The sequence below is a fragment of the Opitutus sp. sgz309028 genome (genome assembly GCF_059821195.1).
In genome coordinates this window covers 31117-47115 of sequence record NZ_JCAMRR010000002.1, presented here as the reverse complement: position 1 = coordinate 47115, position 15999 = coordinate 31117, and the positions used below count along the sequence as shown (strand labels likewise).

Annotated in this window: 10 protein-coding genes; 2 read left to right on the top strand and 8 right to left on the bottom strand. The window is 65.4% G+C overall.

The features are described from left to right. Positions 1-58: 58 nt before the first annotated feature. Positions 59-4660, bottom strand: coding sequence for a glycosyl hydrolase (locus AC6RV7_RS06170; RefSeq protein WP_500093040.1), 4602 nt, complete (start codon positions 4658-4660; stop codon positions 59-61). A gap of 210 nt (positions 4661-4870) precedes the next feature. On the opposite strand from AC6RV7_RS06170, the gene AC6RV7_RS06165 reads away from it, so the two are divergent. Beyond that, a complete protein-coding gene (locus tag AC6RV7_RS06165) occupies positions 4871-5236 on the top strand; it encodes a VOC family protein (RefSeq protein ID WP_500093039.1) in 366 nt (121 codons plus the stop codon). A 19-nt stretch (positions 5237-5255) separates the two neighbouring features. On the opposite strand, the gene AC6RV7_RS06160 is transcribed toward AC6RV7_RS06165, so the two are convergent. Further along, the gene (locus tag AC6RV7_RS06160; RefSeq protein ID WP_500093038.1) at positions 5256-5957 is read right to left on the bottom strand and encodes a class I SAM-dependent methyltransferase; all 702 of its coding nucleotides are present in this window, start codon (positions 5955-5957) and stop codon (positions 5256-5258) included. Positions 5958-6161: 204 nt separating this feature from the next. On the opposite strand from AC6RV7_RS06160, the gene AC6RV7_RS06155 reads away from it, so the two are divergent. Continuing rightward, positions 6162-6386, top strand: a complete 225-nt coding sequence (locus AC6RV7_RS06155; protein WP_500093037.1) for a hypothetical protein — start codon at positions 6162-6164, stop codon at positions 6384-6386. Positions 6387-6549: 163 nt separating this feature from the next. On the opposite strand, the gene AC6RV7_RS06150 is transcribed toward AC6RV7_RS06155, so the two are convergent. From AC6RV7_RS06150 to AC6RV7_RS06125, 6 genes are all read right to left on the bottom strand, one after another. Then, the gene (locus AC6RV7_RS06150) at positions 6550-7683 is read right to left on the bottom strand and encodes an SGNH/GDSL hydrolase family protein (protein WP_500093036.1); all 1134 of its coding nucleotides are present in this window, start codon (positions 7681-7683) and stop codon (positions 6550-6552) included. An 89-nt stretch (positions 7684-7772) separates the two neighbouring features. Next, a complete protein-coding gene (locus tag AC6RV7_RS06145) occupies positions 7773-8960 on the bottom strand; it encodes an alpha/beta hydrolase family protein (protein WP_500093035.1) in 1188 nt (395 codons plus the stop codon). A gap of 291 nt (positions 8961-9251) precedes the next feature. Next, positions 9252-11924, bottom strand: a complete 2673-nt coding sequence (locus tag AC6RV7_RS06140; RefSeq protein ID WP_500093034.1) for a beta strand repeat-containing protein — start codon at positions 11922-11924, stop codon at positions 9252-9254. Between the two features lie 268 nt (positions 11925-12192). Further along, positions 12193-12990: a helix-turn-helix transcriptional regulator gene (locus tag AC6RV7_RS06135; protein ID WP_500093033.1), complete on the bottom strand. Its 798-nt coding sequence runs from the start codon at positions 12988-12990 to the stop codon at positions 12193-12195. 135 nt (positions 12991-13125) lie between these two features. Next, a complete protein-coding gene (locus tag AC6RV7_RS06130) occupies positions 13126-14628 on the bottom strand; it encodes a family 43 glycosylhydrolase (protein WP_500093032.1) in 1503 nt (500 codons plus the stop codon). Between the two features lie 111 nt (positions 14629-14739). Further along, the gene (locus AC6RV7_RS06125; RefSeq protein WP_500093031.1) at positions 14740-15972 is read right to left on the bottom strand and encodes a PEP-CTERM sorting domain-containing protein; all 1233 of its coding nucleotides are present in this window, start codon (positions 15970-15972) and stop codon (positions 14740-14742) included. Positions 15973-15999 lie beyond the last annotated feature (27 nt).

Genomic DNA, 15999 nt, shown 5'->3' with positions numbered 1-15999 from the left:
AGGATCGTTGGAGAGATCATGGCGCACATGGGTCAACAACCGCAGCGCTCGCCGAAGGTTACCTCACTTGGTTCGGCACAAGGTGCTTCTCCATAAACTGAAGAAACACTTCCCAGTCCGACGGCACCGTGCCGTGGCCGCCGGCGTGCAGGTAATACCCCAACTCACCGCCGACGAGCTGCCCCGGCTGCGGCATCTGTTCCGTCGGCAAGCCGGACTTCCCCAACAACTCGTAAACGCGAGTCGCCGACACTGCGGCCCAAAACTCGCCTTTGGGATCGGACCAGATGTCGGTGTCTCCCGTCTGCAGCAACAGCGGTCGCGGCGCGAGGAGCGCGACGAGCAGATTCGCCTCGACCGGCGACTCGTCCGGACGGCCCGCCCATTTCGCATAGTTGGCCGCGAACTGATACGGATAACGCGTCGGCGCCGTGAGGTGCGCCACCGTTTCGCCATAGTTGCGCCGGCTCAACGCCGCCCCTCCCTCGCCCGAGCAGCTCGCAATCACCAACGCGAATCGCGGATCGCGCGCGCCGGTCCAGAGCACCGTCTTGCCGAGACGCGAGACGCCGAACAACGCCACGCGCTTCGCGTCCACGCGCGGTTCGGTTTCAAAATAGTCGAGCACCCGGCTCAATCCCCAACTCCACGCCGAGATGGCACCCCACTCGTCCGCCGCCGGCTCCGTCTGACCCGTCCGCAGATAAAGCTGCCGCACGCCGGCCGCGATTGCTCCCGGTGCATCGGGATCGAAATCCGCGTAGTTCACCGTGGCGATCGCGAAGCCACGCGCGAGTGTATCGATGACATTGAGACGTCCGAAGCGCCGGCCCGACGTGGCGGGCACGCGACGCTGCTGCTCCGCGTCCCATCTGCGGCCAACCTTCACGCCCGGATCGTCGACGGTCAGGTTGTTGGGCGAGAAATTCGCACACAGCAGCACCGGCACCGGTCCCGTCGCCTTCGCCGGATAATAAACGAGCACATCCGCGTGCGGTCCGTTCGCCTTCTCCTTCGAGAAGAAGAGCGTCGCCTGTTTCCGCAGCGCCCGGCCTTCGAACGCCGGCGTGCCGGCGTCGATGACCTCGATCCTCAGATCGGTCGGCTGCCCGGGCACGCGGCCAAACTGGTGCGCCTCGAAGAGGCGCAGGAGTTCCGGCCGCCGCTCGTCGAGCCACGCCGTGGCATTCGGCACCGGCCGACCGTCTGCGAAGATCAATGGATCGGGCACTTTCGGATCGCCGGCCAGAGCCTCCGTATAATTTGCGCGGATACCCACGACATTGCCGTCGGGCTGGTCGGCCACCCGGTTGATGCGTCGCGAAACCAGCCGCACCGGCCCGATCAGGCCCGACTCCGGCAGCTTGAGTTCGGGGCCGCGCATTCGCCCGGGCGCGGCCGCCGCGTCACCGAGCACCCGTTTCTCCGGGGCCAGGTCACGATCGCCGATCAGCCGGTTTGTCCACTGGTTGATGACTTTGATCTCGATCGTATTGGCGCCGGGCGCGAGCGCGCCGGTGACGTCGATCGTGAACGGCGGATGCCAGAGCAGTCCGAGTGGCCGGCCGTTGACGGTGACGTCCGCCAGGTCTCCCACCCGACCGAGTTCGAGAAACACCCCCGTGTCCGCGCGGAACCACTCCCGCGGCGCCTCAAGCCGCTTCGTATACACGGCCGCGCCGGAGAAATGCTTCACGCCCTCATCGGGTTGCGCCGACCATGGCGCAAGTTTCTCGAGCCGCAATTCCGGCGGCGCGCCGAGATGATCCGGGAAACGCACGTGCCAATCCCGGTCGAGCGATGCCAGCGTCTCCGCGTCTGCCACGGCAGGCGCCGCCCGTGCCGGTTGCGCCGCTTTTTTCCGAAACACCACGAACACCGACTGGCGTTCGGCGAGCCGCAGCGGGACGACCGTGCGGTCGCCCTCGACCCGGTAACCGGCCGACCCGATTTTTCCGTTGTCCGCATGCCACAGCTCGGCCTCACGGCCAGCCACCCGAAAGCGCGCGTCGAACGCCTGCACGACGTCGGTGGTGTTCGCCAGATAGTAAATGTCCGCGGCGTCCGTCTGCCGGTGCAGCCACGCGAGCTCCGCATCCAGGCCGCGCGCGTATTCGAAATCCTTGGAAATTCCCGCCGTCTTCAAAACCTCCGTCAGCGGCAGTCCCCAGATGACGCGGCCTTTGCCATAGTGACGCACGGTGCGGCTCGCACCGTCCAGATCGCCCCACAATTCCGCGGCGAGCGAACGCACCTCGGCGTCGGCCGCCGGATAGTTGGCGAGGCTTGGCGAATGCGTGGGTTTCGGCCCGACGAGGAGGGCGCCGCCGGCGACGAGCTCGCGCAATTTGCGCACGAGTTCGGGGCGCATGGCCGTGGTCTGCGGGAGGACCAGCACGCGATAGCTCATGCCGTCCGGCAGCGACAACCGGCCGTCGTCCGCCACGTTTAGGCGGTTCAGCAGCACGTCGGCGTTGATGAAGTCGTAATCGTATCCGTCCGGCGGATTCGGCTGCGTGCCCGCGCCCCAGATCGGCGGCGTCGACGGCGCGCCCTCGTCGAGCAGATACGCGAGATCGGCCACGAACCGTCCTTGCTGCAACAGGTGACTCGTGCGCGCGAAGCAATCGAACACCGGCTTCGCCTCCTCCGCCCACGTGATGTTGCGATGCAGATGGGTGCCGACCATGGCGTTGCCGGGTTTCGTATCGAGCGGCTGGTGCGCCGAGGTATGGAAGACGAGAAGGTTGACGCCCTGCGCGAACCAATAGTCGGCGACGCGCTTCAGTGTCGCCGGCGCTTCGTAGCCGCCGCCCGTAAACGCTTCCGCGCCGACGAGCGGCTTGCCATAAACGTGCGCCGCCGAAGCCGCGCCGCGCACGTCCTGCAGATACATCAGACGCGGGTGGAGATCGTTCACCCAGAACTCGCCCATCGGAATCTCGACTTTGCTTTTGTTGAGCAGGGTGTCTTCCGGCATTTCGAGCGAGACGCCCGCCGCCTCCGCATAGACGCCGAACCCGTGCTCGCGCAATTTTTCGGCCATCGTGCCGTAGTGCGCATCGGCCCATAGGTCCGCGAGCGTCCGGCGAAAATCCCACAGGAAACGATCGCTCTGCTCCGCGCTGCCGACCACGCGGCCGGTCAGCGCCGGCAGCCAAGGCTCGAGATCGTAGCCGCGGCGCCGGCGAAACTCGTCCGCGAGCGCGTCGGTCCAGTTGTTGGTGCCGGCCTCCCAGCTGTCCATCATCACATAGCGCAGGCTCTTTCCGAACAGCGGCCCGAGCGCCTTCGCGATCGGATCGAAATAGCCGTGATAATACGCCTCCATGTGCGCACGGCTCAACTTGTCGGCTTCATAACCGGACCCCGCGGGCGTCGCCGGCCGATTCTTCGCTCCAGTCAGCGAGTAACCGAGACGCAGTATCGTCCACGACCCCGGCGGCGCGTCCCACTCGAGGGTGCCGTCAGGTTGCAGCCGCGCGGTGAGATCGATCACCTCGCCCGGCGGCACGATCGTGTCGGCGGGAAATTCCGGCGTGGGCACCGTGCCGTATTCGAAAAGAAAACTGAATCCCGCCTTCTCCTCCCAACGATTGATCCGCGCGCCGCCATGCAGCACGGCTTCGCTCAAGACGTATTCTTTCGCGGGCAGCGCCGGCGCCTGGCTCATCGTCGCGGCGGGTCCGAGCGGCGCACCGGTCAGCTCGATGCGAAAAAATTTCGCCGTGACAGCGGGAAACGAAAACGTCCGCACCATGCCCTGCCGGTAAAGTTGCGCACCGGGCAGCGTGACGAGCGGCCGAAAACTCACGCCGTCGTCGCTCGCGAGCACGCGGCCGACCGGAATGCCATTGGCGCTGCCGCCCTTGCCGCCAAGCGTGATCGCGCGCGCGGTGAACGGCTGCGGAAACTCATACTGGATCCACGCGGCGCCGCCGTCCGCGGGCGAGGCCACCGTCAGCAGCGTGGACAACTTGTCGTCGAGGAGCGGCGTTCCATCGATCGGGCCCGCGTGGGTCGTGACCTTCGGCGCCGCACGCGCGGCGTCGCTCTCGGCAGCCGGCGTGCGGTAGGCGATCACGGCGGCGTCGGCGTAAAAGGGCGGCGCCGCTGAATTGTCCGTGTAATAGCTCGCGCCGGTGTCGCGGATCTGGCCGATCTGGTTCGGCGGCGCGGCGAGCCGGCCAGAAAAGCGCTGACCGCCCACGACCGACGTTTCGCTCCATACGAGTTTTTTCATCGCCTGTTCAGGCTTCACCCACGGGCCGCCGGTTTCGCTCCAACCGGGCGAACTGAAGATCGCCATTTCCAATCCGAGCCGCTCGGCCTCGCTCGCGGCGAAACGAACAGCGTCATACCACTCGGATGTGCCGAAGGGGGTTTTCGGTTCGACGTTCTGGCCGCGGCCAAAATCGACATCGGCCAGCATGAAGCCGCCGATGCCCACGCGCTTCATCCATTCGAGGTCTTTCGTGATGCCGTCCTGGGTGACGTTGCTCTTCGTCCAATGCCACCACGTGCGCGGCTTGGCGGCGTCCGGCGGCGTGCGAAACCCGAGTTCGAGCGGATCCGGCGCCTGAGCGCGAACCGCGACGGCAAACGCCGCGGCGAGGAGGAATGAGGCAGCGGCCGTTTTGGAGCGAGAGGACAAACGCATGGAGAGAAACGCGTCGGGAAGGAACGCGCGGAGATCGGAACGCGAAATCTGCGGACCTAACTTCGGAATCCGCGGAAATGGGGCAACGGTGCGAAAATTTTTTGGAGAAAGCGAGTGACGGATGCGCGCGAACTGCGGTCGCCGCGGATTGCGGAAACGGGCACGCGTGGCACGATGGTGATGCGTTACCCATCAATCCCGCCCCACCCAATGAAAATGACCCGCCTCATTCCGATGCTGCCGGTGAAGCAGCTGTCCGCGAGCATCGCGTTTTACGAGAAACTCGGCTTCAGCATCGAGCAGCGCCAGGACGACTGGGGCTGGGCCATGCTGCGCTGCGACGATTGCCGCGTGATGCTCGACCAGTCGATCAATCCGCCCGCCAACGCGCCGCGGCAGGGCGTGCTCTATTTTTACCCTGACGACGTCGCCGCCTATCATCAGCAGGTGCGCGCCGCGGGCGTGGCCGCTCCGGACCTCGGCGTGACGTTCTATGGCATGACCGAATTCCGCCTCGAAGATCCCGACGGCAACCGCCTCTGGATTGGCCAGCCGCGTCCGGGCGAAGCCCGATGATGACGGGACACGCAGCGCCTCAACCGCTGCGCTGCGTGAACCACGCGCGGATGAGGAGCGACTGGTGAAAGAGCACTGGCGCCTCGAATCCCGCCGAGGCGATCAGGGTCTCCAACTCGGCGACCGGCAGGAAAGCGACGTGACGCTGCCACGCGTCGATCATGTTGGCGTGGTGCCCCGCCGGAATGCCCGCAATCTCCATGAGGCGAAACCACACGTCCTGGAGCTTTGCGTGATCGGGCGCGTTGCGATCACCGCTCAGATCCGCGGTGACGAGCCAGCCGCGCGGGCGCAGCCGTTCGGCCATCTGGCGAAAAAAAACACGGCGGGCCCCGTTCTCCACCAGGAACTGGGACACCAGGAGGCTCGTGGCGGCGTGAAACGGCTCGCCGGCGGGAAGCGTATCGAGATAACCCGTATGAAACGTGCAACGGTGAACGAAGCCGTGCTCTGCGGCGCGACGCCGGCAGAGCTCCATCATCGGCGCCGAGGGTTCGACCACGGTGAAGTGCGCGTGCGGGAAATGCGACGCGAGTGCGAGCAACTCCTGCCCGGTGCCGGCGCCGACATTGAGAACCCGGGCATCGCCGGGCAAGACGGCGAAGATCGCGCGGATTTCAAGGTGGAGCGCTTCGCGGAGCGCGCTGATTTTCGCGAAGCGATCGTCGTAATCAGCCGCATTCTTCTCGTCGAATCCGACCGGCGTCACGGGCTGAGTCATCCGCGGACAGAAGTCGCCTCCCAGGAGAAAACAAGCCGGACGATCGCTTCGAAGCTTCCGCGCCGACCGGCAACTCCGGCCGCTGCTGCCCGCGAACGCGCAACACGGTGGAACTCATAAGCGCAATGAGCGCGGATGCTGATTGAACGGCGCACAAGGACGCCGTTGGCAACGCCGTCGCCCGGTCGCAGCCTGATCGGCTGTATGAATACCATTTTGCAGCCCGGCGGCCGCACGATCGAAGAGTTCATTGGCCGCTCGGAAACCGGGGATTTCAACGAGGCGCTCCGCGCTGCGGTGAAGGAAGCCAAGCTCACGCTCGGCACCGACAGTATCCGCTGGAAAGTGGACACGCTCAGCGGTATCACGCAGGCCGCGGCGTCCGACTCCGTCGTCGTCACCATCAAAGCCAAGATCGCGGCCGGCTGAGCGCGGCGGGAACGCCGCGGGGTTTCGGCTGGGTTTTGGGTTTTGAGTTCTGAGTTTGTGCAGCCATCAGGCCGCGAACTCGCCATCCCCGTCCGCGCGGACTCCGCCTCTCAACCCTCAACTCTCATCTCCTAACCAGCCTCTTTCCTCTAGCCTCTGCCCTCTACCCTCCAGCCCCCTTCCACCCGTCAGCGCGGCTTTCAATATAGTCGATCAGCGTCTGCGCCATTTTCCGATGGTCGGAAAGCGACGGGTGCCAGTCGCACGCGGTGAGCTCCATCGGCGGATACTCGACCAAGCCGACGCGGCGATCGCCCGCCGCCTGGAGGCGTTCGACCACTTTCTTCACTTCCTGCTGAATCTCGCCATCGGCCATGTCGTTGGCCGCGAGAATGACAAACGCGTCCGGCACACGCGCCCGCAACCGCTGCACGAAGGCAACGTAGCTGGCCTCATAGTCCGCGTGCAGCGCGTCGCGCGTCGGCCACTTTTCGCCGGGATTCAACGCCGTGGAAAAATCGTTCGTTCCCAACCCGATCACCACGATCTGCGGTTGCCAGCCGCGATCGGCGACCGGCGTTTTGCCGTCGAACAAGGCAAACGGATACGCCTCGCGCAGCGTGGTGCCGGCGCCGCCGTTGTAGTTCCGCACGATGCCGCGGCCGGAGATCGCGTTGACCTGATAGTCCGCTCCGAAATGCGCCGCGACCAGCGGACCAAACGCCTGCGACGTGTCGGTCGCGAGCCACACCTGGTCGCCACCGGATTCGCGCGTGGGCGACGTGTTGCCGTAGCCGACGGTGTGCGAATCGCCGATGAACTCGATCGTGCGTCGCCGTGCGGCGGGCGCCTGCGCCGCCGCGCCCGAAGGCACGAGCACGCCGCCAAAACTCGCCGCGCCACCTTGATTTTCGGACACGACGTCGATGCGCAGCGTGTGCGCTCCTTCGGAAATTCCTTCGAGCACATAAACCCCCGGCGCCGGTTTCACGAGCTTGCTCCCGGTGTTGTCGTCGACCCGCACGCGATAAATCGCGTCGCCCTCGCCGATGCGAACGGCGGCACGTGCGCCGGTGAACGCCGTTTCAAAATACACGCCCGGCCACTGAAAACGATACGCCGCAGAGCCGTCCTCACGTTTCACCGTGACGACGCGGCCGCCGATCTTCATCGGTGCGGGCGACAGCGCCGAAGCATCGGCGAGGGGTTCGATCGAGAACGAATCGGCGGCGGCAAATGAAAGCGACATCGTCAGCGAGGCGGACAGCGCAAGCGCGCGAACAAAACGCGAGGACATGCCACCGACCGTGAGCCGCGCGGCGAACGTCGTCAACGACCGCGCTGCGACGCGCCGAGTCGTGCGAGGATCCCGCGCACGCGCGTCTCTTACCGCCGGATCCTTTTGAGCGTCTCGTCGGCGAAGCGCACATATTCCACCCAGTCGGGCAGGAGGAGGTCGTGAACTCCGGTGCGGAGGAAATAGTGCAGACGGCGCGGTCGCGGATCGGACTCCGGCGCATCAAGCGGCGCCACGTCGAAGAGCGCGTAGACCGGCTGCGCGAGCTCGAGCGCGCGACGCTCCCCTTCCGGATCGGCCCAGGCGTCCTCCGACGCGCTGTGCACGCCGAGCGCGCGGGGCGCCATCAACGCGAGCAATTCGTGCTGATCGATCGGCAGATCCGCCTCCCGCCGGTTGTAGCGCCGGAAATTGTGACAGAACCAATGCGGGAACCGGTCGTTGATATCGGCGACGGTTTCTCCTGCGATCCGTTTCGACAACGCCGCCCCGCCGCAGCCGGAGTCGTTCGACAACACCAGCGCGAAACGCGGATCGCGCGCGCCGGCCCAGAGCGCCGCTTTGCCCAGACGGGAATGCCCGATCACCGCCACATGCTTCGCGTCGAACTGCGGGTCGGTCTCGAGATAATCCAGCGCGCGGCTCAGTCCCCACGCCCACGTCGCGATCGCACCCCAGCGGTCCGCCCCGGGACCGCGCTCCTCCGGCGGGAACAGGCGCTGCAGGCTCGTCGCGTAGCTTGCTTCGTCTTTGTCGGGAAAGAAATCCTCGTAGCACAACGTCGCGACCGCATACCCTGCGCCGGTGATGTACTCGATGGGCCAGCGGCGCTCGCTCGCACCTCGCTCCCCGCGCCCGAGAATGGCGGGATCGCGCGCGACGGAGGCGTTGCCCAAAAAATTCAGTCCGAGAAACACCGGCAGCGGCGCGGATGATTTTGCGGGCGAATAAATCAGCAGCTCCGCCGTGCCCGTGCCGAACTCGCTGCGAAACGTGAGCACGACCTGCTGGCGGCGGACCTTGCCCTCGAAGACGAGTCCTTCCTCGCGCACGTGCGCCTGCATTTCGATTTTCCGATCGGGCGTGATGCCGTACACTTCGCGCTCAAAGGCGGCGAACAGCTCCGGGCGACGCGATTCGGTCCACTGCTGCGCCGTCGTGATCGCGGTGCCGTCGAAACGCACCAATGGATCCGGCAGGGGAAACGTCGTTACCTCGGCGGCACCCGCATCGGAGCTGCCGCCCAGCGCCACGACCGCGGCGAAGGTGAGTCCCATCGCTCGGCCACTCCCGGAGGATGCGTTTGGCGGAACATTGGAGGCAGGCAAGGCCACAGCGAACCCGATCTGGCGCTCGAACCCAGCGTCCGTCAATTCGCAATCGGCCAAGCCGTTCTGGCGCCCGAGTAGCGTGAGCGATCGCGCGCTACCGGCGTGCGTTCCGAGACGCCGAACAGAGTGAACTCCGTCACGCCGGGCTCGACGCCCGGCGGGTGGCCGACGATCACGAGTCTGGCGCGCGGGAGCGCGTCACCAACCGGGCGTTGCCGACGACGCGTTGTCAGGACGTCACGTGACGGGTGCCGAAATCGTGCGAGAGCGCCGGCGGCGAAACGCCGCCAAACCGAGCGCGAGCGCGCCGGTGAGCGCGGCGTAAGTCGCGGGCTCAGGGACGGCCGAAGCGGTGGCGGTGAGTTGGAGCACGTTGCCCGCGAAGCCGAGGGTGTAAGTGTAACCGGCGATGCTGGAGCCGAATTGGAAATCGGTGAAGTCGAAGTTCCCCACCGAGGTGGCGCTCGTGCCGTCGATCAGGTCATAGGTTCCGGCGGCGAACCCGCCAGCATCGAAGAGATTCAGCGTGACGATGCCGTTAGTGGCGAGTTCGCCGCCGGAAACACGGATGAGGTCGCTGAAATCGCCGAGCTGCAAGTTGAGCACCGCTCCGTCGTCGAGCATGAGGCCGGCGTCAAAAGTGATCGTGCCGGGCGAATCGCCGGGCGCGAGGATGCCGCCATCGCCAATCGTCACGAGTCCGGCGAAGGTACCGACGCCCCCGAGGATGCCGCCGCTTTCCGCGGTCACTGCACCGCCGAGCGTCCCGTCGTTCCGCAAGATGCCGGCGGAGACGGTGGTGGCGCCCGTGAAACCGCTATTGTCGCCGGTGAGGACGGTCGTGCCGGCGCCAACCTGGTTGATGGTGCCAGCGCTCTCGCCCCCATCCGCAATGGGAGCGGCGAGGGTGAAGGTGCCGCTGCTGTGGCGGAAATTGATGGTGCCGGCGTTGTAGATTCTAGACGGGCCATCCTCTTCCGGGGCGGGGTTGTCGCTCGTAAGGGTGAGCGCGGTCGGCGCGGTGGTGGCGCCGGAGCCGTCGCAACCGATATTGAGCGTGCCGGTGGGCGAGATCACGATGTCAGCGGTATTCCCGTCGTGTCCGTAGCCGGACAACGTGCCTGCGCCGAGATTGAGGGTGCCGTTGCCCGTGGTTGTTTCCTCGTCCGCAGAGCTCATGTCGCCTCCGAGGTAGAGAGTCGATTCGAACGCGAGGGAGGCTCCCGTGGCGATGTTGATGACGGCGTTTCCGGCGGGGCCGGACCCTTCCCCTCCTAATTTGTTCATACCGCCAACGGTGATGTAATCCTTGACGGTCAGAGAGGCGTTGGTGGACAGGTCGAGCGTGCCGTTGCCGCCGGTATACGACGTGGTGCTCGAGTTAGCGCCATTGCCGCCGATTTGGAGATGTCCGGCAATCGTGCCGGTGGCATGGTCCGAGAGACTGAGGGTGCCGTTGGCTCCATTGGCCCCCATCTCGTCGTCACCATAGGCCGCCGAGCCGAGAGTCAGGTTACTACGCTCTTCGGCATCGACCGGGCTGATGAGGAGGGTGGATCCGGACCCGCTGACGGTGATGCTGCCGTCGCCACCGCCCTCGCCGCCCACATAAGTATCACCGATTTTGAGGGTGGCGCCGTCGGTGACAGTGATGCTGCCGTTGCCGCCGTTGAGACCACCGCCGAGCGTGAACTGGCGCGAAGGAAAGTCCTCGGACCGCAGATCGACGCTGGTACCGGCTCCGGCGAGGTTGAGGGTGCCATCGCCGCCGCGATGACTGGAACCTTCATCGCTGTTGCCTCGGCCGCCGAGATAGAACCAGTTGCCGTTGATATCAAGGTTCAGGCTGGCGTCCTGGACATTGATCACGACATCGCCCCCATCCGCGGATGACGACGCGTTTCCGCCGATCGAGTCCTCAATAGAGAGATTGGCGGTGGCGCCCGCGGCGAGGTTGACGATGGCGTCACCGCCGCCGGAGCCGCCGTCGTCCCAGTTGACACCATTACCCATGTCGACGTTCGCCGTCAGCGTGGCGCCCGCACCGACGTTGAGAACGGCGGTCCCTGGATTGCTGCCTCCCAACGAGAGATAGACATTGCTCAGATCTACGGTGGCACCCTCGGCGATATTCAGGGTGGTGGTCGTGGCGACGGGGCTGGCTGAACCGAAATCGCCGACGAGCACGTAACCCGCCGAGCCGGGAATGATGGACCCGAATGACGCGCCGTCCGCGAGGCTGACGATGGTGTCCGTGTCGCTCCCGCCCAGATGCGTATACACGGTGTTGATGGAAGCGTTGGACGAAAGATTCAGGGTGCCGCCGCCTTCAAAGTGGAGATTCCGGACGTTGATGCTGCGATTCGCACCGAGCGTGAAGCTGCTCTCGGAGGCAAAGATTTCCACGAGACCATCCCGTGAACCCAACGAGCCGTCGTCGTAGTCCGGAGTGCCGCCGGCATAGATGTAGTCGATATTGCCGTCGAAGACGACGGCGTTGGAACGCCGGAAGCCGACCGCGGTGCCTGCGGCGAGCGTGATGTCCCCGGTTACGGAACCGGCGGAGCTGGGCGTGGGGTAGTTGCCGAAAAGAATTCCGCCTTCATCCACAAACGTGCCGCCCGTATAGGTGTTGTCGGCGGTGAGGAAAAGCGTGCTGCTACCGGTCTTACGAACGGGGCCGGAGCCGCTGAGAACCCCGCTTTGGGTAGCGTAGAAGGGAGAGGTGTCGCCGTTAACGTGAAGAATTGTTTCCCCGTCGAGTACCACATCGGCGGTGTGGTTATCGCCCACGTCATATTCGATCGTGGTTTGAGCGTCGAGCGAGCAGCAGAGAAACGACAGCAGGGGCAACAAGGTTGCGCCGCGGGACAGCGGAGAACAGAGCCGGAATCGGTTGAAGCGGGGCATCGGAAGGGGAAGGGTGTTCCCCCCAGATTATCAGAAAGGGCGGGGACCGAAAATCCTCCCTAATCAGGGAGGGGGCGCGTGTCATACTCAAAGCGTCCGGATCACGAGCCCAGCGGGGTGCCCTTTGCGGCCTTTTTTATATACGATCAACAAAGCCCCCATCCTCAGCCATACAGGACGCCAATATAGTGTCCCTTCGCCTCGGCACTCATTTGATCTGAGTGCTGATTTTATCAGTGGCTTCCTCCTGTCCGCCGATTCAGCACCATCAACTCAGCCAGAGGGCGGTGAGCCCCGCGCGGCCTTTGACGCCCAGCTTGTTGAGCACATCGCGGATGTAAGTGTGCGCCGTGGCTGAGGTGACCCCGAGCTCGGCGGCGATGGCCTTTTCCGTTTTGTCGGTGAGCAGCAAAGCGACGACTTTGCGCTCGACGGGGCTGATGGGCTTGTCGGCGACGCCCACGCCGTGGGCCAGGAGCACCTGGCGGTGAAACCACATCAGGCCGCGCATGGCGCAGAACGCGACCTGACACTGCTGCTCGGTAAACGTCTCGCCCGGACGCATGCGCAGAAAGCCGTAGTAACCCTCGCTCATGGCATTGACGGGCACGGCGACCGTGAGCGAGTCGTGGATGCCGCGGGCGAGATAACCGAGATGAAAGTCGGTGCTGAACCAGGCGGGCGAAACGATGTCGCGCAGGCGATGGGCGCGAAACGTACCGGCGAGCCGCGCCTGCGCGATGGTGGATTCGTCCACTTGGCCTTTGTTGATGGCGCGCAAACGCCGCTCGGTAAAACCCGGGTCCGGCGGCAGCGGCCGCAGATAACGCAACGCCATGGGTCGCCAACCGCACAACGGGTCGGTCGTGGTTTCGCTGATGCGCACGGTGCCCATCCAGTAGGCGTTCTGCGCATCGATCAGCCCGGCCACCGCATCGAGCAGGTGGAGCAACGCGTCTTCGGTTTTGGCTGCGTCAAACGAGACGAGCTCATCCCAAAGCGCATAGATTTTTGCCTGCGCCGCAGGGTCGAGGACGGACAGATTCGGCGCGGTTCCCGGGGGCATTTGGGTGGCAGCCACGATGGCAATGCCCCTCTCTATCACAAGCGAAACCTTCCCGCGTCCGTCGCCGGAACGCCTGCGAGGAGAGGTTGAGGGGCCGCGCTGGGCGTCTCGTCCCTGCGTCGCGGGAAAGCGTTGTTACCGGCCGGCGCGGTCGGTGATGCCGAAGACGGTGAACTCCGTCACGCCGGGCTGGATACCGGGCGGGTGGCCCAGAATTACGAGGCGGGCGCGCGTCGCGTGGACCGGGGCACATTCGCGATAGTCGACGAGGAAATCTTCGGCACTCTCGCTGCGGTCAATGATCGTCGTCCACTCGCCGGGCGCGGTCTCCGCTTCGATGCGATAACGGAACGCGCCGGGATTTTTTCCCGCGGTCGTGTCGAGGCCGATGTCGCGCCACACGATGCGCGCCGCGTGGATCGTGGCGCGCGTCGAGAAATGCGCGGTGAGCGTCGGCTGCGGATCGTCGGCGGCGGGCTGCCACCAGGTGGTGAGCGCGTTGTCCGCGGCGAACCGGCCGGACAGGTTGGGCGCACTGGAGCTGCCGAAGTTCGGCTCGCTCTCATTGAGCGGCAGCCACGCGTCGGCGGAAGCGGAATCCGGCAGCGCTTGCGGCGTGGAGGTCGCACGCGGCACGTAGAGCTCTCCGTTTTCATCGATCGCGGCGAGATCCAGTCCGACCCGCCGCTCGAAACCGTGGGCAACGCCTGCAAACAGTGTATAGAAAACCCACAGCCGATCGCGTGGGCCGCGCACGATGCAGCCGTGCGCCGTGCCGGTGACGAGACCCTCGGTGGTGCGGAAGATGGGATTGCGCTGCTGCGGCTTGAAAGGTCCGAGCGGCGAATCGCCGACATACGCGCCCATCGTGTAGGTGCGATACTGCGTGCCGCCGGCGGAGTAAGTGAGATAGTAGCGCCCGCCTTCCCTGATCATCCACGCGCCTTCCATCCAGCCGGTATTCGGATTCTGGTTCGCGCTACCGACGCGCTCGAACAGATAGGTGTCGGGGCGAAACGGAATCAATTCTTTCGGCTCGCCGATGACTTTCGTCGGATTGGCCGCGTCGAGTTCCACGCCCCAAAGGCCCGAGTTGGGCGTGCAGCCCCAATAATAAAACAGTCGTCCGTCATCGGAAAACAGCATGGGATCGATGGGCGGAGGCAACCCGTCGCGCGCCGGCATCTCCAGTTGACCGATCGAGACAAACGGCCCCAGCGGCGTCGGCCCGGTATAAATATCCGAGTGCGACGCCATCAATATAAACTGCCCGCGATGCTCCACGATCGTCGGCGCGTAGCCGATGTCGCGCACGTTCAGCGGATGATGCGCCCAGGTGCGCCCCTCGTCGGCACTCACCCACGCCATGTCGACCGACGGATACAGATACCATTTCCCCTCGTGCCAGAGCGCGGAAGGATCCGCGAGTTCGCGAAACTGCTGCGTGGTTTCCGAGAGCCAGAGACCGGCGGGGTCGTTCGGCCGTCCGGGAGCAACGTCCCGGACGGAGCGGCCGATGGGATAATCGGGCAACGCGAGCGGATTGATGCGGCGCGAAGGCGCGGCCGCAGCCACGACGATGGTCGCAAAACCGAGAAACAACGAGCCGGCCACCTGGAGAAAGCAACGCGAGGTCATCGCCGAAAACGAATCTGCCCGCCTCGTGCCCGCGCAAGATTTTAAACGCCGCGCCGATTCGCGCACGGCACGGTGCCCCATCGACGAGTCTCTGGCGCGAGCCGTCGCCCGCTACGAAAGCATCGCTACGGCAGAAGGTCCGGACTGCCGGCGTCGGCGCCAGATCGTCAGCCCGAGAAGAAACGCGGCTGCCATCACGCCGTAGGTCGCAGGCTCAGGCACCGGGGTGATCGGCGGCGGGGGCGGAGGCGGCGGAGGCAGGATGTCGGGCGGATTCAAGCCGCGGTCCAACAACCACGCCTCCGCTTGCCCATTGAAGAAGCCGCTGCCGGCGATGAAGCGACCATCCAGCGACATCGCGAACGGATTCAGCGTCTCCCAGCCGGTGAGCTGCGCCCGCAGTTGATAATCCGTCTGCAAGACATCGAGGAAATCGCGCACGCCGCTGGCCGGGGACCAGATGAAACCATTGTCGCCCCAAACCGTGTCGCCGACGATGAGCGTGCCGTCGAACGAGACGGCCCGCGCCTGACTGTTGAGCGCGGCGAGGTCGAACCGCGTCGCGAGCCGCACGAAGCCTTCTTCGGCGGTCCAACGGTAAGCTTCCGGATAGCCGCCGCTGAAACTCGCTCCGCCGACGATGGTTTTTCCGTCTCCGGAAATCGCCCGCGGCGTATCGATCGCCGACCCGCGGTGCAGGTCGATCAGCCCGCCCGCTTCGGTCCAGAGGAAGGTCGTCCAGCCGGAGGGATTGCTCCCCACGCCGGCCACCATCGAACCGTCGGCGGACACGGCGGTCGCCATCGCCATCGGGTTGGCGTCGCCCGAGGGTTTCTGAAACGTGCCCAAATCCCGGTAACCTTCCGCTTCGGTCCAGCGATACGCCCGCCAGCCTTCCCCCGTGCCGCCCGCTCCCGTGGCGTAAGCGCGACCCACGATCGCGGTGCCGCTCGCGGAGATTGCGCGGACGGAGACATCGGTCGTGCCGGCGGGAACGCCGAGCGGAACCGTGCCGCCGGATTTGGTCCAGCGATACGGCTGTCCCGAGGTCATGCCGGCCATGACATTCCCGTCGGCGGACACTCCGACGATCGGCGACATCTGGCTGGAGAAGAACTCGAGACTGGTGGAGCCGTTGGCGCGACTCCAGCGAAACGACCCGCCGTCGGGTGTCTGGCCGACGACAACATTGCCGTCGTTCGAAACGCCGGAGGGCTGGCCGGTATTGAGGCCCAGCCCGAAAAAGGTCATCTGCGCGGAAAGATCGGCCGTAGCGACGATCAGCAAGCCGGCAACGCTCGCGATTGCGACTCTCGGCCGGCACGGAACGAAGAGAGGGTTCATGATGGGGCGAGGGATGAACCCGATCAT

What these genes read in the sequence shown, in the direction of transcription:
- AC6RV7_RS06170 (WP_500093040.1), bottom strand. Translation starts at nt 4,660, where the DNA reads ATGCGTTTGTCCTCTCGCTCCAAAACGGCCGCTGCCTCATTCCTCCTC.
- AC6RV7_RS06165 (WP_500093039.1), top strand. Translation starts at nt 4,871, where the DNA reads ATGAAAATGACCCGCCTCATTCCGATGCTGCCGGTGAAGCAGCTGTCC.
- AC6RV7_RS06160 (WP_500093038.1), bottom strand. Translation starts at nt 5,957, where the DNA reads ATGACTCAGCCCGTGACGCCGGTCGGATTCGACGAGAAGAATGCGGCT.
- AC6RV7_RS06155 (WP_500093037.1), top strand. Translation starts at nt 6,162, where the DNA reads ATGAATACCATTTTGCAGCCCGGCGGCCGCACGATCGAAGAGTTCATT.
- AC6RV7_RS06150 (WP_500093036.1), bottom strand. Translation starts at nt 7,683, where the DNA reads ATGTCCTCGCGTTTTGTTCGCGCGCTTGCGCTGTCCGCCTCGCTGACG.
- AC6RV7_RS06145 (WP_500093035.1), bottom strand. Translation starts at nt 8,960, where the DNA reads ATGGGACTCACCTTCGCCGCGGTCGTGGCGCTGGGCGGCAGCTCCGAT.
- AC6RV7_RS06140 (WP_500093034.1), bottom strand. Translation starts at nt 11,924, where the DNA reads ATGCCCCGCTTCAACCGATTCCGGCTCTGTTCTCCGCTGTCCCGCGGC.
- AC6RV7_RS06135 (WP_500093033.1), bottom strand. Translation starts at nt 12,990, where the DNA reads ATGCCCCCGGGAACCGCGCCGAATCTGTCCGTCCTCGACCCTGCGGCG.
- AC6RV7_RS06130 (WP_500093032.1), bottom strand. Translation starts at nt 14,628, where the DNA reads ATGACCTCGCGTTGCTTTCTCCAGGTGGCCGGCTCGTTGTTTCTCGGT.
- AC6RV7_RS06125 (WP_500093031.1), bottom strand. Translation starts at nt 15,972, where the DNA reads ATGAACCCTCTCTTCGTTCCGTGCCGGCCGAGAGTCGCAATCGCGAGC.